This is a genomic window from Streptomyces sp. 1-11, assembly GCF_007176755.1.
In the GTDB taxonomy this organism is placed as follows: Bacteria; Actinomycetota; Actinomycetes; order Streptomycetales; family Streptomycetaceae; genus Streptomyces.
The window spans coordinates 488,429-504,719 of record NZ_BJTV01000002.1 but is presented as its reverse complement, the minus strand read 5'-3'; the positions used below and the strand labels follow the sequence as shown (position 1 = coordinate 504,719).

Annotated in this window: 18 protein-coding genes; 11 read left to right on the top strand and 7 right to left on the bottom strand. The window is 75.4% G+C overall.

All coding sequences use genetic code 11. The features are described 5' to 3' along the window. Nucleotides 1-241 precede the first annotated feature (241 nt). Entirely contained in the window at nt 242-1,255 is a 1,014-nt protein-coding gene (locus tag TNCT1_RS06625) for a lysylphosphatidylglycerol synthase transmembrane domain-containing protein (RefSeq protein ID WP_143629256.1), read from the bottom strand. Nucleotides 1,256-1,515: 260 nt separating this feature from the next. Between TNCT1_RS06625 and TNCT1_RS06620 the strand changes: the two genes are divergently transcribed. Next, a complete protein-coding gene (locus TNCT1_RS06620; RefSeq protein WP_143629254.1) occupies nt 1,516-2,166 on the top strand; it encodes a DedA family protein in 651 nt (216 codons plus the stop codon). An 18-nt stretch (nt 2,167-2,184) separates the two neighbouring features. Here TNCT1_RS06620 and TNCT1_RS06615 read toward each other — a convergent pair whose 3' ends face one another. Then, nucleotides 2,185-2,712: a gamma carbonic anhydrase family protein gene (locus TNCT1_RS06615; protein ID WP_143629252.1), complete on the bottom strand. Its 528-nt coding sequence runs from the start codon at nt 2,710-2,712 to the stop codon at nt 2,185-2,187. Nucleotides 2,713-2,820: 108 nt separating this feature from the next. Between TNCT1_RS06615 and TNCT1_RS06610 the strand changes: the two genes are divergently transcribed. The 3 genes from TNCT1_RS06610 (at nt 2,821) to TNCT1_RS06600 (ending at nt 4,823) form a co-directional block, all read left to right on the top strand. After that, nucleotides 2,821-3,585: an acyltransferase gene (locus TNCT1_RS06610; protein ID WP_143629250.1), complete on the top strand. Its 765-nt coding sequence runs from the start codon at nt 2,821-2,823 to the stop codon at nt 3,583-3,585. A 64-nt stretch (nt 3,586-3,649) separates the two neighbouring features. Continuing rightward, nucleotides 3,650-4,222, top strand: a complete 573-nt coding sequence (locus tag TNCT1_RS06605; RefSeq protein ID WP_143629248.1) for an XRE family transcriptional regulator — start codon at nt 3,650-3,652, stop codon at nt 4,220-4,222. A gap of 43 nt (nt 4,223-4,265) precedes the next feature. Then, the gene (locus TNCT1_RS06600) at nt 4,266-4,823 is read left to right on the top strand and encodes a YbaK/EbsC family protein (RefSeq protein WP_143629246.1); all 558 of its coding nucleotides are present in this window, start codon (nt 4,266-4,268) and stop codon (nt 4,821-4,823) included. Nucleotides 4,824-4,893: 70 nt separating this feature from the next. Here TNCT1_RS06600 and TNCT1_RS06595 read toward each other — a convergent pair whose 3' ends face one another. Then, nucleotides 4,894-5,301 (bottom strand): CoA-binding protein, encoded by a 408-nt coding sequence (locus tag TNCT1_RS06595; protein ID WP_143629243.1) that lies wholly within the window; start codon nt 5,299-5,301, stop codon nt 4,894-4,896. Nucleotides 5,302-5,442: 141 nt separating this feature from the next. On the opposite strand from TNCT1_RS06595, the gene TNCT1_RS06590 reads away from it, so the two are divergent. The 5 genes from TNCT1_RS06590 to TNCT1_RS06570 all read left to right on the top strand — a co-directional run bounded on the left by TNCT1_RS06590 (nt 5,443) and on the right by TNCT1_RS06570 (nt 11,740). Then, nucleotides 5,443-6,228: a hypothetical protein gene (locus TNCT1_RS06590; RefSeq protein WP_143629241.1), complete on the top strand. Its 786-nt coding sequence runs from the start codon at nt 5,443-5,445 to the stop codon at nt 6,226-6,228. After that, on the top strand, nt 6,225-6,773 hold the full coding sequence (locus tag TNCT1_RS06585; protein WP_143629240.1) for a histidine phosphatase family protein: 549 nt from the start codon (nt 6,225-6,227) through the stop codon (nt 6,771-6,773). Before TNCT1_RS06590 ends, TNCT1_RS06585 begins: the two co-directional genes overlap by 4 nt. A gap of 60 nt (nt 6,774-6,833) precedes the next feature. Next, nucleotides 6,834-7,460, top strand: a complete 627-nt coding sequence (locus TNCT1_RS06580; RefSeq protein WP_143629238.1) for a YigZ family protein — start codon at nt 6,834-6,836, stop codon at nt 7,458-7,460. Between the two features lie 129 nt (nt 7,461-7,589). Beyond that, nucleotides 7,590-8,753 (top strand): exonuclease SbcCD subunit D, encoded by a 1,164-nt coding sequence (locus TNCT1_RS06575; protein ID WP_143629236.1) that lies wholly within the window; start codon nt 7,590-7,592, stop codon nt 8,751-8,753. Beyond that, a complete protein-coding gene (locus TNCT1_RS06570) occupies nt 8,750-11,740 on the top strand; it encodes an AAA family ATPase (protein ID WP_143629234.1) in 2,991 nt (996 codons plus the stop codon). Before TNCT1_RS06575 ends, TNCT1_RS06570 begins: the two co-directional genes overlap by 4 nt. A gap of 22 nt (nt 11,741-11,762) precedes the next feature. Here the strand turns inward: TNCT1_RS06570 and TNCT1_RS06565 are convergent, their stop codons facing one another. Beyond that, nucleotides 11,763-12,209, bottom strand: coding sequence for an Lrp/AsnC family transcriptional regulator (locus TNCT1_RS06565; RefSeq protein ID WP_143629232.1), 447 nt, complete (start codon nt 12,207-12,209; stop codon nt 11,763-11,765). Between the two features lie 94 nt (nt 12,210-12,303). On the opposite strand from TNCT1_RS06565, the gene TNCT1_RS06560 reads away from it, so the two are divergent. Together TNCT1_RS06560 and TNCT1_RS06555 are read left to right on the top strand one after the other, a co-directional pair. Continuing rightward, nucleotides 12,304-12,777 carry a rhodanese-like domain-containing protein gene (locus TNCT1_RS06560; RefSeq protein ID WP_143629230.1) on the top strand — a complete coding sequence of 158 codons (474 nt, stop codon included), beginning with the start codon at nt 12,304-12,306 and terminating at the stop codon, nt 12,775-12,777. A gap of 37 nt (nt 12,778-12,814) precedes the next feature. Next, complete coding sequence (locus tag TNCT1_RS06555; RefSeq protein WP_143629228.1) at nt 12,815-13,330, top strand: immunity 21 family protein; 516 nt, start codon at nt 12,815-12,817, stop codon at nt 13,328-13,330. Nucleotides 13,331-13,346: 16 nt separating this feature from the next. Here TNCT1_RS06555 and TNCT1_RS06550 read toward each other — a convergent pair whose 3' ends face one another. Genes TNCT1_RS06550 through TNCT1_RS06540 form a run of 3 tightly spaced genes read right to left on the bottom strand, consistent with a single transcriptional unit; the run spans nt 13,347 to nt 16,240 of the window. After that, on the bottom strand, nt 13,347-14,579 hold the full coding sequence (locus TNCT1_RS06550) for a cytochrome P450 (protein ID WP_143629226.1): 1,233 nt from the start codon (nt 14,577-14,579) through the stop codon (nt 13,347-13,349). A 34-nt stretch (nt 14,580-14,613) separates the two neighbouring features. Further along, nucleotides 14,614-16,002: an NAD(P)/FAD-dependent oxidoreductase gene (locus tag TNCT1_RS06545; RefSeq protein ID WP_143629225.1), complete on the bottom strand. Its 1,389-nt coding sequence runs from the start codon at nt 16,000-16,002 to the stop codon at nt 14,614-14,616. Next, on the bottom strand, nt 15,992-16,240 hold the full coding sequence (locus TNCT1_RS06540) for a ferredoxin (protein WP_143629223.1): 249 nt from the start codon (nt 16,238-16,240) through the stop codon (nt 15,992-15,994). Before TNCT1_RS06540 ends, TNCT1_RS06545 begins: the two co-directional genes overlap by 11 nt. Nucleotides 16,241-16,291 lie beyond the last annotated feature (51 nt).

The following is a 16,291-nucleotide window of genomic DNA, read 5'->3' as shown; positions in this document are numbered from 1 at the left end:
GCCCACCCCCGCCCACTCCGCCGGCGCACGGCGCCCCGGCCCTGCCCGGTGGGTCGGTCCGTGTCGCCCGAGTCGGTTTGGCCTTGCCCGGTGAGTCGGTCCGAGTCGCCCGAGTCGGTTCGGCGGCCCTGCCCAGGAGTCGTTCCGTGTCGTCCACGTCGGATCGGCCCCGCCCGGTGGGTCGGTCCGTGTCGCCCGCGCCGGACGACACGGCCGCCCCACCGGCTGCTGCGAGCCGGGTTCACAGTGCCTTCGCGCGGATCAGCGCCGACAGGGTCAGGGCGCCCGGCAGCAGCGGCAGCCAGTCGGTCAGCACGCGGTAGCCGATCACGGTCGCGGCGGCCGCCGCCGGAACGGCGCCGAACGACACCAGCGTCCACACCAGGGCCGCGTCCACCGCGAGGCCTCCCGGCGCCGGTACGGCCCCTGCGGCGGTGCCCGCCGCCAGATGGGCGAGCGCCACCTGCTCCCAGGGCAGACCCAGCCCCAATGAGGCGCCGACGCAGATCAGCGTGCCCGCCTGGGCCAGCGGCATCGCCGCCGCCCCGCCCCACAGGGCGGCCACCCGGCAGGGCCGTCCGTGCACCGCCCGGGCGTCGCGGAGCGCGGCGCGCACCAGGCCCGTCACCGGGCGCCGCACCGGACGCACGACCGTCAGCAGCACCCCGGCCACGGCGAGCGCGCCGCCCGCGGCCGCGGCGGCCGGCACCGGCACCGGACCGTCCGGCACCAGCCCGCCGAGCCGGCGGTGGGCCGGGCAGGCCGCCAGGAACACCAGCAGCACCAGCGTCCGCGCCGCGGACCGCGCCAGCGAGTACAGGCCGATCGACGCGGTCGCCCGGTCCAGGGGCACGCCCCTGGTGCGCAGGAAGCGCAGCGTGACCGCGTGCGCGCCGAGACCGCCGGGCAGCACGTGGTTCGCCGCGCCGGCCGCGAACTGCGAGGCCAGCAGGAGCCCCGCCGGCAGCCGGTCCGGCAGCGCGCCCTGCCGCACGCAAGCGGCCGCCACCCAGGTGAGGCAGGTGAGCGCGGCCCCGGCCAGCAGCCATCCGGGGTCGGCCGAGGCCAGCCGGGCGGCCCCCTGAGCCGCCACCGGCCGGTTGGCCAGCGCCCAGCACCCGGCGAGCAGCACCGGCGCCAGGCACAGCACGAGCCGCGCGGGCAGGGCGGCCAGGAGGAAGGCCCGGCGCGCGGGAGCGCGCGGCCCGGGACAGGAGGGCGGGGAGAGCGGCGGGAGCGGGGACGGTGAGGACACGGGACGACGTCCTTCCGCATCGGGCCCGGCGGAGGAGCGGCGGGGTCAGGGGAGGCGGACCGGCGGAACCTCGGGGAGCCTTTCCCTCCCGCGTGACACCCCGATGGCCGGAAGGCGACGGGGTGAGGGCGCGGCGGTGCCCGTGCTGCCCGTGCGCGCGGGCCGCGTTCACCGCCGACCAGGTAGCCTTCCCCTGGGGCACGCTGCGCAAGCCACGCTCCGCAGCACGGACAGCGACAGCGACTGGGGAGGAACCGGCGGTGCACGTCCAGGAATGGCTCGACACGGTGCCCGCGGCCGCCGTCTACGCCGTGGTGGCCCTGGTGATCGGTCTGGAGAGCCTGGGCATCCCGCTGCCGGGCGAGATCGTCCTGGTCTCGGCGGCCCTGATGTCCTCCCAGCACACGGGCATCAACCCGGTCGTGCTCGGTGTGTGCGCGACCGCCGGCGCCGTCATCGGCGACTCCATCGGCTACGCCATCGGCCGCAAGGGCGGGCGCCCGCTGCTGGCCTGGCTGGGCGCCAAGTTCCCGAGGCACTTCGGCGAGGGCCATGTCGCCACCGCCGAGCGGTCCTTCGAGAAGTGGGGCATGTGGGCCGTGTTCTTCGGCCGCTTCGTCGCCCTGCTGCGCATCTTCGCCGGGCCCCTCGCGGGCGTGCTCCACATGCCGTACTGGAAGTTCCTCATCGCCAACGTCCTCGGCGGCATCTGCTGGGCCGGCGGCACCACGGCCGTCATCTACTACGTGGGCGTCGTCGCCGAGGACTGGCTGAAGCGTTTCTCCTACGTGGGTCTCGCGGCGGCGGTCCTGATCGGGCTGGCGTCGATGCTGGTCATCAAGCGCCGCGCCAAGAAGGCCCAGGCGCAGCGGCGGGACCCGGAGCCGGAGCCGGTGCCCGCCGGGGACTGAGCCGCCCCGGCGGCGGCCCTAGTCGTGCACCTCGCGATGGGTCTTCGCGAGCTCCGCGTACAGCGTGCCGTTGAGGGTGACGCCCTGCCGTTCCTCCTCGGACAGCTCCCGCCTCACCTTGGCGGGCACCCCCGCCACCAGCGACCCCGGCGGTACGACCATCCCCTGCGGGACCAGGGCCTGCGCGGCGACCAGCGAGCCCGCCCCGATCACCGCCCCGTTCAGTACGGTCGCCCCCATCCCGATCAGGCAGTCGTCCTCCACGGTCGCCCCGTGCACCACCGCGTTGTGCCCGATGGAGACGCGCTCCCCGACGGTCACCGGGAACCCCGGGTCGGCGTGCAGCGTGACGTTGTCCTGCACGTTCGCGTCGGCGCCCACGGTGATCCGCTCGACGTCCCCGCGCACCACCGCGCCGTACCAGACGCTGGCCCCCGCGCGCAGCGTGACGTCTCCGATCACCGAGGCGGTGGGCGCCACGAACGCCTCCGCGTCCACCCGCGGTTCCTTCCCTGAGATGCCCACGATCAGCGCCTTGTGCGTCATCACCGTCTCCTCGTGTCCGTCCGTACCGTGCACGGTACGTGAGCACTGGGGCAAAGATCACAGCGGCCCGGGCGCTCGGCCGGGGAGCCCGCTGAGTAACGTGAGCCCGTGCCGAAGCGCAAGAACACGTTCTCATCCCGGCGGCGGGGCCTCGCCCAGCGCGCCGTCCACGCGGCCTGGGCGTGGGCGCAGCGCGCGGGGTCCGTCAGCGCCGAGCACCCGGGCAGGTTCCGCTTCGGCTCGCTGGGACCGGCCACCAGGCTGGCCTTCCCGCTCGGCACCGTCTTCGGCGAGCCCTGGATCCACATCGGCTCGCACTGCATCATCGCCGAGCAGGTCACGCTGACCGCGGGCCTGATGCCGGACCTCGACCTCGGTCCGGACCCGATCCTGCGCATCGGCGACGGGGTGGTCCTCGGCCGGGGCAGCCACGTCATCGCCGACACGACGGTCACCATCGGCAGCGACTGCTACTTCGGGCCCTACGTCTACGTCACCTCGACCAACCACTCCTACGACGACCCGCACGAGCCCATCGGCAGGCAGTGGCCGCGCATGGAGCCGGTGGAGATCGGCCCCGGCTGCTGGATCGGCACCGGGGCGGTGATCCTGCCCGGTGCCCGGATCGGCCGGAACGTGGTGGTGGCGGCCGGTGCGGTGGTCCGCGGCACGGTCCCCGACCACGCCGTGGTGGCGGGGGCGCCCGCCCGGGTCGTCCGGCGCTGGACGCCCGACGACGGCTGGCAGCCGCCGCTGCGCACCCCGGCGCCGGTGCCGCCCCCGGAGGGGATCACCCCGCAGCAGCTCCGCGCGCTCGCCGACCTGGACGAGGAGGGCGTCGAGCAGCTCGCGCGGCTGGAGGCCGACGGCTGACACGAACGGTCGCCGGGGGATACTGCGCAGTACAGTTTGCTGAACCCCGGACATTGGACGGATCGTGTCGGACCTCGAACTCCTGGCCCAGTCCCTGGCTCGCAACGTGCGGCACTGGCGTGCCGTGCGCGGCTTCACACTGGACGTCCTCGCCGCCCGGGCCGGGGTCAGCCGCGGCATGGTCATCCAGATCGAGCAGGCCCGCACCAACCCCAGCATCGGCACCGTCGTCAAGATCGGCGACGCGCTCGGCGTCAGCGTCACCACGCTCCTCGACTACGAGCGGGGCCCGAAGGTCCGCGTCGTCCCCGCCGAGCGCGCGGTACGGCTGTGGCACACCGAGGCCGGCAGCTACAACCGGCTGCTCGCCGGGACCGAGGCGCCCGGGCCGCTGGAGATCTGGGACTGGCGGCTGATGCCGGGCGAGAGCAGCCCCTCCGAACCGCACCCCGCCGGCACGGTGGAACTGGTCCACGTCACCGCGGGCGAGCTGACGCTCACCGTGGACGGCGAGGAGTACCGCGTCCCGGCCGGCGCGAGCGCCTCCTTCGAGGCCAACGTGCCGCACCTGTACGGCAACCGGGGCGAGGCGCCGATGGAGATGATGATGGCCGTCTCCGTCCCGCCCGTGCACTGAGACGCGGGTACGCCCGCCGGGGGCGGCTTGTTAGCGTGCGGCCATGCGCGCACCCATCGGAGACTTCGAGACCGCCGTTCCCGCCCCCGACTGCCTGGACGAGCTGACCGCGCCCGTCGCCGACGCCGTACGGAACTGGCGGGGCGCCGTCCCCGCCGACCGGATCGTCTACGTCGACACCGACCCGCGCTGGGCCGACACGGCGGTCTTCGTCGAGCACTACGGGCGCGACCTGCTGGAGCGCTCCGCCAACTGCGTGGTGGTCGCGGCCAAGCGGGGCGGCGAGACCACCCTCGCCGCGTGCCTGGTGCTCTCCACCACCCGGGTCGACGTCAACGGCGTGGTGCGCCGCCGGCTCGGCGCCCGCAAGGCCTCGTTCGCCTCGATGGACACCGCGACGGGGGAGACCGGCATGGAGTACGGCGGCATCACCCCCGTCGGACTGCCCGCGGGCTGGCCCGTCCTGATCGACGCCGCCGTGGCCGACCTGCCGTACGTCCTGGTCGGCAGCGGGCGGCGCCGGGGCAAGCTGCTGGTGCCGGGCAAGGCGCTCGCGGAGCTGCCGGGCGCGGTGGTGCTCGAAGGACTCGGCACCGCCTGACACCGGGGCGCGCGGCACCGCCTGACACCGGGGCGCGCGACACCGCCCGGCGCCGGGCGCACGCGACGGATCAGCGCAGGCGGGGGATCTCGATCGCCGGGCAGCGGTCCATCACCATGTCGAGCCCCGCCGCCCGGACCCGCTCCCCGGCGTCCTCGTCGACGACGCCGAGCTGGAACCACACCGCCTTCGCCCCCTTCTTCACCGCCTCGTCGGCGACCGTACCGGCCAGCTCGCTGTTGACGAAGACGTCCACGACGTCGACCTCGAAGGGGATCTCGGCGAGGGATGCGTAGCCCGGCTCGCCGTGCACCGTCTCCGCCTTCGGGTGCACCGGCACGATCCGCTTGCCGAACCGCTGCAGGACCTGCGCCACCCCGTACGCGGCCCGCCGCTCGTTCGCGGACAGGCCGACCACGGCCCAGGTGTCTCCCAGCTCGGTCAGGATCCTGCGGATGGTCGCTTCGTCGCCGTACAAGGCCGCCTCCTCGGGCCGCGGGGTAACCGTCGTCCGGGGAACAGCGTTCACCGGGTGCTGATTCCCCCGGTTCCCCGCCACGGTGTCCGGAATCGGCGCGAGGTGCCTGCACAAGGCCGCCGCCGCGCCTACGCTCGGGCCGTGCTGCGCATCCTCGACGCCCGAACCGGTGAGTCCGTCTCCGCCGCGCCCGCCCGCCGCGGCCTGACCCGGATCGAGGCCTACGCCTCCGGCCTGGACCCGACGGCCCTCAGGGTCCTGCTCACCGCCGACGTCCTCGTCCGCGCCCTGGAACTCGGCGGCACCCCGGTGTGGACCATCCTCACCGCGCCCCACCGGCTCGCCGAACTCCGCGCGGCCGCCGCCACCCTGTCCGTCCGCCCCTTCGAGGACGGCCGCGACCTCGCCTCGGGGCTGGGGGAGGCGCAGGTCCTGCACGTGACGGGGGAGCGGGACACCGCGCCGGACGGCGGAGCGGTGGTGGGCGTCGCCCCGGTGACCTGGACGGGGGAGCCGCCGGAGCCGGACGCGGCGACGCCGCCCGGGGCCCCCGTCCAGGACGCCGCGCTGGGCGCGCTCCTCGCCGCCGACGCCGGCGCCCTGCGCTTGGCGCTGCTGGCCGTCCCGCGGGGCGTCCCCGTGTCGCTGGACGCCGCACGGCTGGGCGAGGCCGCGCGGACGCTGGGCCGGTGGCGGCGGGCGGTGGCCGGGTGGGCGCGCCGGCCCTCGCGGCCGGTGCCGGAGGAGGTGCGGCTGCGGTTGCGCGACGCCTGGGAGGACGACCTCGACGTGCCCCGTGCGCTGGACGTGCTCAGGGACGTGGAGCGCGCCCCGGACATCCCGGACGGCGCCCGCTTCGAGACGTACGCGTACGCCGACCGCCTGCTCGCCCTCGAGCTCGCGCGGGACATCGGGAGCCTCGGGTGATCGAGCGGGCGGGCGCGGGCCCGCTGCGCCGGCTGGTCGTGCTGCGGCACGCCAAGTCCGCCTGGCCGGAAGGGGTCGAGGACCACCGGCGCCCGCTGGCGCCGCGCGGGCTGCGGGACGCCCCCGCCGCCGGCCGCGCGCTCGCCGAGATCGACTGCCTGCCCGACCTCGCCCTGTGCTCCACCGCCGTACGCGCCCGCCGCACCTGGGAGCTGGCCTCCGCGCAGTGGGGCACCCCGCCCCCGGTCCGCCTCGACCCGAGGCTGTACGGGGCCGGCGTACCGGACCTGCTCCAGGTGGTGCGCGAGACGCCGGGCGAGGTGGAGACCCTGCTGCTGGTCGGGCACAACCCGGGGCTGGAGGACCTGGTCCTCGAACTGGCCGGGGACGGTCTCGACGACACCCTCGAACGCGTGCGCGCGAAGTTCCCCACCGCCGCGCTCGCCGTGCTGGCCTGGCGCGGCACCGGCTGGCCGGCCCTCGCCCCCGGCGCGGCCCTGCTGACGTCGTTCACCGTGCCGCGCGGGAAGAAGCCGAAGCGGTAGCCGGAGCCGGGCGCCCGCACCGCGAGCGGGCGCCCGGCGCCGCTCGCATAGGCTGACGGAATGCAGGACGAGTACCGCACAGTGGCCCGCGCGGGCGTGCACGAGACCGAGATCAACCGCTCCCGCTTCCTGTGCGCCCTCGCCCCGGCCGCCACCGAGCGGGAGGCCCAGGAGTTCGTCGCGGCCGTCCGCAAGGAGCACGCCGACGCCACGCACAACTGCTGGGCGTACGTCATCGGCGCCGACGCGGCCGTGCAGAAGGCCAGCGACGACGGCGAACCGGGCGGCACGGCCGGCGTCCCCATGCTGCAGATGCTGCTGCGCCGCGACATGCGGTACGTGGTGGCCGTCGTCACGCGCTACTACGGCGGTGTGAAGCTCGGCGCCGGCGGCCTCATCCGGGCCTACGGCGGCTCCGTAGGCGAGGCCCTGGACACGATCGGCACCATCACCCGGCGCCGGTTCCGGCTGGCCACGGTGACCGTCGACCACCAGCGCGCGGGCAAGGTGCAGAACGACCTGCGCGCCACCGGCCGCGAGGTCCGGGACGTCCGCTACGGCGAGGCCGTCACCATCGAGATCGGCCTGCCGGACGCCGACGTCGACGCGTTCCGCGCCTGGCTGGCCGACGCGACGGCGGGCACGGCCGACCTGGAACTGGGCGGAGAGGCCTACGGGGACGCGTGACGTTCACCGCCCCCATAACGGAAGTTCATCGCCAATCGGACATAACGCACCGGTGCGGGGCGGGTCATGACGGGCTGGTACGGGAGTAACCCCCCGTGGTGTCGGACCCGGCCGTTAGGGTCGGGGATCATGCGACTCCTGCACACGTCCGACTGGCACCTGGGCCGGGCCTTCCACCGGGTGAACATGCTCGGGGCCCAGGCCGGGTTCATCGGTCACCTCGTCGCCACCGTGCGTGAACGGGAGGTGGACGCGGTGGTCGTGTCCGGCGACGTGTACGACCGCGCGGTGCCCCCGCTCGCCGCGGTCGAGCTCTTCGACGAGGCCCTGCACCGCCTCGCGGAGCTGGGGGTGCCCACGGTGATGATCTCCGGCAACCACGACTCGGCCCGCCGCCTCGGCGTCGGCGCCGGTCTCATCGACCGCGCGGGCATCCACCTGCGCACCGAGCCGTCCGCCGTCGGCACCCCGGTGGTGCTGCGCGACGCCCACGGGGACGTCGCCTTCTACGGCCTGCCGTACCTCGAACCCGCCCTGGTCAAGGAGGAGTTCGCGGTGGAGAAGGCGGGTCACGAGACCGTGCTGGCCGCCGCCATGGAGCGGGTCCGCGCCGACCTCGCCGGCCGCGCGCCGGGCACCCGCTCCGTCGTCCTCGCCCACGCCTTCGTCACCGGCGGCCGGGCCAGCGACAGCGAACGGGACATCACCGTCGGCGGGGTGGCCGCCGTGCCGGCCGGGGTCTTCGACGGCGTCGACTACGTGGCCCTCGGGCATCTGCACGGCTGCCAGACCCTCACCGAGCGGGTGCGCTACTCCGGCTCCCCGCTCGCCTACTCCTTCTCCGAGGCCGACCACCGCAAGAGCATGTGGCTCGTCGACCTGGCCGCCGACGGCTCCGTCGCCGCCGAGCGCCTCGACTGCCCGGTCCCGCGCCCGCTGGCCCGGATCCGGGGCGCCCTGGAGGAACTGCTCGCCGACCCCGGGCTCGCCCGCCACGAGGGCGCCTTCGTCGAGGCCACCCTCACCGATCCGGTCCGCCCGGCCGACCCCATGGCCCGGCTCACGGAGCGCTTCCCGCACACCCTCAGCCTGGTCTTCGCCCCCGACCGGGCCGCCGACGACCCCAAGGTGTCGTACGCCCGGCGCCTCGCCGGCCGCGGCGACCAGGAGATCGCCGAGGACTTCGTCGCCCATGTGCGCGGCGCCGGGCCCGACGAGCCGGAGGCGGCCGTGCTCCGCGAGGCGTTCGACGCGGTGCGCGCCCACGACGCGGTGCGGGAGGTGGCGAGGTGAGGCTGCACCGGCTGGACATCACCGCCTTCGGGCCCTTCGGCGGCTCCCAGCGAGTCGACTTCGACGCGCTGTCCACCGCCGGGCTCTTCCTGCTGCACGGCCCCACCGGCGCGGGCAAGACCTCCGTCCTCGACGCCGTCTGCTACGCCCTCTACGGCACCGTGCCCGGCGCCCGGCAGACCGGCCAGGGCATGAACCTGCGCAGCGACCACGCCGAACCGGGCACGCGCACCGAGGTCCGCCTCGAACTCACCGTCGCCGGACGGCGGCTTGAGGTCACCCGGCAGCCGCCGTGGGAGCGCCGCAAACTGCGCGGCAAGGGCACGACCGTCGACAAGGCGCAGACCTGGCTGCGCGAGTACGACGCCCCGGCCGGCGCCTGGAAGGACCTCAGCCGCTCCCACCAGGAGATCGGCGAGGAGATCATCCAGCTCCTCGGCATGAGCCGCGAGCAGTTCTGCCAGGTGGTCCTGCTGCCCCAGGGCGACTTCGCCCGCTTCCTGCGCGCCGACGCCGAGGCCCGGGGCCGGCTGCTGGGGCGCCTCTTCGACACCCAGCGCTTCGCCGACGTGGAGAAACGGCTGGCCGAGCGCCGGCGCACGAGCGAGGCCCGGGTGCGCGAGGGCGACGCCGCGCTGCTCGCGGACGCCCACCGCATGCAGCAGGAGGCGGGCGACGCGATGGAGCTGCCCGAGCTGAGCCCCGGGGAGCCGGGCCTCGCCGAGGCCGTGCTCCGCGCCGCGGCCGTGGCCCGGGCCGCCGCGCGCGAGCGCCTCACCATCGCCCGGTGCGGCCTCACCGCAGCCGAGACCGACCACGAGGCGGCCCGGCACACCCTGGACGAGGCACGCGAACTCGCCCGGCTGCAGAGCCGGTTCGCCGAGGCCCGGCAGCGTGCCGGACGGCTGGAGGAGGAAGCGGGCGCGTACCGGGAGGCGCAGGAGCGGATGGCGCGTGCGCGCAAGGCCGAGACGGTGGCGCCCGCGCTGGAACTGCGCGACGCGGCCGAGCGCGAGCACCGTGGCGCGGCCGCGGCCGAGGCGCGCGCCCGCGTCGGCCTGCCCGGCAGCCACGCGGGCGACGGCCCGGCGGGTCTCGCGGCCGCCGCGCGCCGGGCCGCCGAGGAACTGGGCGGCCTGGAGTCGGCCCGGCGCGCCGAACGACGGCTCGCCGAGGCCGCCGAGGAGCGTGCCGGACTCGACCAGCAGGAGCGTGCCGACGAGGACGTACTGCGCGAGGCCGACGCCTGGCTCGCCGGATGGGACACCACCCGCGCCGGCCTGCGGGCCCGCGTCGAGTCCGCCCAGGAGGCGGCGACCCGCGCCGAACAGCTCGCCGTCCTGCGCGAACCCGCCCGGCGGCGCCTCGCCGCGGCCCGCACCCGGGACGAGCTCGCCTCCGACCTGGAACGGGCCCGGCAGCGGGCGCTGGCTTCCGGGCAGCAGGCCGTCGACGCCCGCGCCCACTGGCTCGACCTCAAGGAACAGCGCCTGAACGGCATCGCCGCCGAACTGGCCGCGCGGCTCACCGACGGCGAGCCCTGCGCCGTGTGCGGAGCCACCGAACATCCCGCGCCGGCCCGCAAGGTCGCCGGGCACGTCGACCGCGAGACCGAGGAGCGCGCCCTCACCGCCTCCCGGCGGGCCGAGGAGCAGCAGGCCGAGGACGAGCGGCGGCTCGGCGTCGTCCGCGAGGCGCTGGCCGCCGCCACCGCCGAGGCCGGCGACACACCCACCGACCGGCTCGCCGCCGAGGCCGACGACCTGGAGCGGCGGTGGACGGACGCCCGCCGGGACGCCTCGGCCCTGCACGCCGCCCACGAGGAGCTGCGCCGGGCCGAGCAGGAGCGCGAGCGGCGCCTAGACGAGCGCCAGCGGGCCGCCGTGCGCACCGCCGCCCGCGTCACCCGGCGCGAGACCCTGGAGCGCGAACAGAGCGCGCTGGAGCGGGAGCTGGCGACGGCGCGGGGGACCGCGGCCAGCGTCGCGGCGCGGGCCGCGGAACTGGAGCGGCTGGCGGCCCGGCTCACCGAGGCCGCCGACGCCGCCCGCGCGGCCGAGGACGCCGCCCAGCGGCTCAAGGACGCCGACGCCCGCCTCGCCGACGCCGCCTACCGCGCCGGCTTCGACACCCCGCGGGACGCGGCCGCCGCCCTCCTCGACGACGCGGCCCACCGCGAACTCCAGCACCGCCTGGACGACCGGCAGAACGAGGAGGCGGCGGTACGCGCCGTGCTGGCCGAGGCCGGCACCGCGGCCGCCGCACAGCGGCCCCCCGCCGATCCGGACGCCGCGCAGCGGACGGCGGTCGAGGCGGCACGGCGGCTGCGCGAGGCGGCCTCCGCACGGGACGCGGCGGCCCGCCGCTGCACCGAACTGGACCGTCTGTCCGCCCGCGCGGCCGAGGGCGTGCGCCGGCTCGCGCCCCTGCGCGAGGAGTACGACCGGGTGGCCCGGCTGGCCGCGCTCACCGCGGGCACCTCGGCCGACAACGAACGCCGGATGCGCCTGGAGTCGTACGTGCTCGCGGCCCGCCTCGAACAGGTCGCCGCCGCCGCGACCGTACGTCTGCGGCGCATGTCCTCCGGCCGTTACACCCTCGTCCACTCCGACGACCGCACCGGACGCGGCCGCAGCGGACTCGGCCTGCACGTCGTCGACGCGTGGACCGGCCGTGAGCGGGACACCGCCACCCTGTCGGGCGGTGAGACCTTCTTCGCCTCCCTCGCCCTGGCCCTGGGCCTCGCCGACGTCGTCACCGACGAGGCGGGCGGCGTCCGCCTGGACACCCTCTTCATCGACGAGGGCTTCGGCAGCCTGGACGACCAGACCCTCGACGAGGTCCTGGACGTCCTGGACGCGCTGCGCGAACGCGACCGCAGCGTCGGCATCGTCAGCCACGTCGCCGACCTGCGCCGCCGGATCCACGCCCAACTGGAGGTGGTCAAGGGCAGATCGGGCTCCTCGCTTCGGCAGCGCGGGGCCTGACCGCGACGCGGGCCCGGACCGGTCAGCGGCCGAGCGGCCGCCGCGGGAGCGGGGAGGAGTACACCACGCTGGTGGTCACCGAGCCCAGCGCGCCGATCCGGCCGGAGATCTCCTCCAGGTGCGGCATGGACCGCGCGGCGACCTTGATGACGAAGCAGTCGTCACCGGTGACGTGATGGGCCTCCAGGATCTCCGGCGTCGCCGCCACCAGATCGTGGAACGGCTTGTAGTTGCCGTGCGGATAGCGCAGCCGCACGAAGGCGAGGATCGGCAGCCCGAGGCGTTCCGGGTCGACGACCGCCGCGTAACCCTGGATGACACCGGCCTCCTCCAGCCGGCGCACCCGTTCGGTGACGGCGCTCGGGGACATCGAGACGGCCCGCGCCAGTTCGGCGTAGCTGGCCCGGCCCTCGCGCTGCAGGACGTCCAGGATCCGCCAGTCGGTGGCGTCCGGGGAATACACGGTCATGCGCGATGAATAGCAGGAAGATCCCCGGCGGATCAAGCGGAATGCCGGGGATCGGCACTTCGGCCAACGGGTGCGGGACCGTAGATTTCCGGTCATGGTCACCGACACCGAGAACCCCGTCCTGCGCGTCGCCCCCGCCGCCCCGGCCGAGGCGGCCGCCCACTTCCGGGCCTCCCTGGCCTTCCACGCCGACGTCTCGGACGTCGCCGCCGCGCTCGCGGCCGGCGGCGACCCCGGCTTCGTGGTGGTCGACTCCCGGTCCACCGAGTCCTGGGAGCAGGGGCACGTCCCGGGCGCCGTCCACCTGCCCACCGCGCTCATCCCCGCACAGGCCGAGCGGCTCCTCGACAAGGCCGTGCCCGTGGTGACGTACTGCTGGGGCCCAGGCTGCAACGGCGCCACCCGCGCCGCCCTCGCCCTCGCCGAACTCGGCTACCGGGTCAAGGAGATGCTCGGCGGGTTCGAGTACTGGGCGCGGGAGGGCTTCGGCTACGAGACCTGGCAGGGCGGCGCCCGGCGCGAGACCGACCCGCTGACCGCGCCGGCCGGGGCCGAATGCGGCTGCTGACCCCGGCGGGTGATCGGCGTGCGTGTAGGTTCTGCCCATGTCTCGATACGCGGATCAAGGCGCACTGCAGTGGGTGGAGTCGGGCGGAGGGCCCCTGATAGCCGTGCCGGAGACGGTGCTGCCGTTCTGGGCGGGCGCCGACAGCGAGGAGTTCGCCACCGACTACGACCGCGCCTGCGAGGTCGACGGGTACGCCGGCCTGCTCCCGGTCGGCGACAGCGCGGCCCTGGTCCTCGGCGACGAGCCCGCCGCCACCGCCTACCTGCCGGAACAGGGCGTCTTCGTGCGCTGGTCCGCCGCGGACTCCGAGGACGAACTGCTGGCCCACGTCCCCGCCGCGCTCGGCACGGCCGAGTGGGGGCCCGAGATCCGCTGGCAGGTGCCCGGCCCGGTGGTGCTGTTCGACGCGGCCCGGCCGGGCGGAAGGGTGGAGCGCGCCGGGCACCTGCGCGTCCCGCTCGCCCCGGGCCCGTACGCGGTCGCCGCCGCCTACGCCCAGCCGGGCCCGGAGACCTGGCTGGGCCTGGTCCGGGTCACCCGGCTCGGCTCCTGACCCGGGCGGCCGCCGGTCAGCTCAGCCCGTCGAAGGCGATCCGCAGGTGGCGCGGGCCGCGCAGCACCGCGTTCTGCCGGTAGGGCGGCGGATCCTCGACCAGGCGCGGGCCGTCCAGCCGCCGGGCCAGCTCGGACAGCGCGATCTGCGCCTCCAGCCGGGCCAGCGGAGCGCCGAAGCAGCTGTGGATGCCGCTGCCGAAGCCCAGGTGCTGGATGTCGCGGCGGTCCGGGTCGAACCGCTCAGGGTCCTTGAACCGCTCCGGGTCCCGGTTGCCCGCGGCCAGCATCAGCCAGATCCGCGAGCCCTTCGGGATGGTCACCCCGCGCACCTCGATGTCGGCGATGCACGTGCGCTGCGGCACGATCTGCACCGGCGGCTCGTACCGCAGCAGCTCCTCCACGACGCCGGGCGCGAGACCGGGGTCCTCCCGCAGCCGCCGCAGGACGTCCGGGTGGCGCAGCAGGGTGAGCATGCCGTTGGTGATGAGGTTGACCGTCGTCTCGTGACCGGCGATCAGCAGGAGCACCGCGGTGCTCATCACCTCCATCATGGTCATGGCGCCCTCCGGGCCGTGGCTGTCCGCGAGGTCGGAGAGCATGTCGTCCCGCGGGTCCCGGGTGCGCTGCTCGACCAGCCCGGCCAGGTACATGCCGAGCTGCATCCGCGCCTCCTGCGCCGCCTTCACGAACGCCTCGTCCGCGCTCTCGCGCGTCTCGGGGTCCAGGGTGGCGACGATCGGATCGACCCAGGAGCGGAAGCGCGGCTCGTCCTCACGGGGCACGCCCAGCAGCCGGCAGATGACGGTGACCGGGAACGGGTAGGCGAACTGGTCCACCAGGTCGACCTCGCGCGCCTCGCCGAAGGCGTCGATCAGCCCGCCGACGATCCCGTGCAGCTCGTCCCGCATGGAATCGACCCGGCGCGGCTTGTGGGGTGGCCCGAAGGCGCTGTTGGCGATGCGCCGCAGCCGGTCGTGCTCCGGCGGGTCGAGCCTGAGGAACGACGGCGGGAGCCCCGTGCTCTGCGCCTCGGCCGGCTCGTCGCCCGCGGCGGCCAGGTTGGCGGCGTCGGAGCTGACCCGCGGATCGTGCAGCAGGCCCTCGATGTCCCAGTACGAGCTGATGACGTAGGGGCCGTCGTCCTCCTCGTGCAGCACCGGAGTCCCGCGGAGCTCCTCGTACAGCGGATACGGGTCGGCGCGGTTGGCGAAGTCGGTGATCCGGCGGAACAGTGAGGCCTGCGTCATGACGGGTCCTTCGGGCGTCGGGGCACGGCGGCGTTCAGTGGTGGCCGGGGGTGAACACCAGCTGCTGGTCGGCCGGTGAGTAGCCGCTCAGGGTCACGGTGGGGCCGTGGGTCGGCAGGGACGGGTCGGGGAAGTCGGCGTCGAGCGGCTGCCGCCCCTCGGGGCGCCGGTCCATCGTCGGGTACTCCACCGGGAACGGCGCGCCCCGCTCGATCTGCCGCTGGTAGAACTCCAGCCAGCGGGTGTTGTCGAAGCTGACGGCGGCGACCACCCGGCCCTGGTGGCCGTAGACGCCGACGAACCGGCGCTCGGCGAGCGAGCCCTGCGTGATCATGATCTGGTCGCCCATGGGCGGTACGCCGACGGACTTGATGTTCACCCGGAACTGCGAGGACCAGAAGGCGGGCATCCACAGGTGCGGACGCCGGTCGGCGCCCCGGCAGATCATGTTGTGCGCGGCGGTCTCCGCCTGGGCGACGGCGTTGCCCCAGTGCTCCAGGGAGAGGAACTGGTAGCCGAACAGCGCGTGCGGCGAGCGCGCCACGTCACCCGCGACGAACACGTCGTCGGTGACGATGCCCCGGAAGTCGAAGGCCCGGCACCCGGCGTCGCAGGCGATGCCCCGCGGCCCGGCGCCGAGCCCCGACCCGGTCAGCCACTCGGTGTTGCGCAGCGAACCGAGCGAGACCACCACGACGTCCGTGTCGACCTTGCCCCCGTCGGAGAGGTGGACGGCGCGCACCCGGCCGGCCGGGTCGCCCTCCAGCGCGGTGACCGTGACACCGGTGCGCAGGTCCACCCCGTTCTCGGTCTGCAGCTCGGCGGCGACGGCGCCGACCACCCCGCCGAGCGCGCCCACCAGCGGCGCTCCGGCCCGCTCCGCCAGGGTGACGGCGAGGCTCATCTCCCGGCAGGCCGAGGCGACCTCGCAACCGGCGAACCCGGCGCCGATGATGAACACCCGGCGCGCCGACCTCAGCCGCTGCAGCAGCCGGGCCGCGTCGTCGCGGGTGCGCAGCAGGAAGACGCCGTCCAGGCGGGCCTCCTCCTCCCTGAACCAGGGCCGGGCCCGCACTCCGGTCGCGATCAGCAGCCGGTCGTACTCCACCTCGTCGCCGTCGGCCAGCCGCACCCGCTTCGCCGTCAGGTCGAGGCCGGTCGCCGCCACCCCGAGCCGCCACTCGGCGTCGGTCTCATGGCGGTGGGGCAGCTCGGTGCGGTGCGCGGACGCCTTGCCCAGCAGCACGGCCTTCGACAACGGCGGCCGGTCGTACGGCTCGTACGGCTCGTCACCGATCATCGTGAGCGACCCGGTGAACCCCTCGGCGCGCAGTGTCTCGGCGGCCCGCAGCCCGGCGAGCGAGGCGCCGACGATCACGATCCGGCCCTCGCGCCGGAGCCGGTCGACGTGGTCAGCGGCCATCGGACACCTCTCCGGCCGGTCCGGCCGCCGCGCCCGCGCCCGGGCCCTGCAGACCGTCGGCGGTGATCGCCCCCACCGGGCAGGCGGCGACGGCCCGGGCCAGCCGCTCGCGCTGTCCCTCGTCCGCCCTGGGGTTGTAGACCAGCGACTCCTCGCCGTGCATGGCGAAGACGTCGGGCGCGAGGAACGCGCACTGCGCGTACCCCTGACACTTGTTGAGATCGACGACGAGCCGCATCGACGCTCCGCCTTCCGGTGGCCAGGTCCGGTGCGCACCGCCCGCCCAGCG

Coding starts and splice junctions, on each gene's coding strand:
- TNCT1_RS06615 (WP_143629252.1), bottom strand. CDS start 2,712: ATGACGCACAAGGCGCTGATCGTGGGCATCTCAGGGAAGGAACCGCGG.
- TNCT1_RS06600 (WP_143629246.1), top strand. CDS start 4,266: ATGCGCGCACCCATCGGAGACTTCGAGACCGCCGTTCCCGCCCCCGAC.
- TNCT1_RS06580 (WP_143629238.1), top strand. CDS start 6,834: ATGCAGGACGAGTACCGCACAGTGGCCCGCGCGGGCGTGCACGAGACC.
- TNCT1_RS06575 (WP_143629236.1), top strand. CDS start 7,590: ATGCGACTCCTGCACACGTCCGACTGGCACCTGGGCCGGGCCTTCCAC.
- TNCT1_RS06565 (WP_143629232.1), bottom strand. CDS start 12,209: ATGACCGTGTATTCCCCGGACGCCACCGACTGGCGGATCCTGGACGTC.
- TNCT1_RS06560 (WP_143629230.1), top strand. CDS start 12,304: ATGGTCACCGACACCGAGAACCCCGTCCTGCGCGTCGCCCCCGCCGCC.
- TNCT1_RS06555 (WP_143629228.1), top strand. CDS start 12,815: ATGTCTCGATACGCGGATCAAGGCGCACTGCAGTGGGTGGAGTCGGGC.
- TNCT1_RS06550 (WP_143629226.1), bottom strand. CDS start 14,579: ATGACGCAGGCCTCACTGTTCCGCCGGATCACCGACTTCGCCAACCGC.
- TNCT1_RS06545 (WP_143629225.1), bottom strand. CDS start 16,002: ATGGCCGCTGACCACGTCGACCGGCTCCGGCGCGAGGGCCGGATCGTG.
- TNCT1_RS06540 (WP_143629223.1), bottom strand. CDS start 16,240: ATGCGGCTCGTCGTCGATCTCAACAAGTGTCAGGGGTACGCGCAGTGC.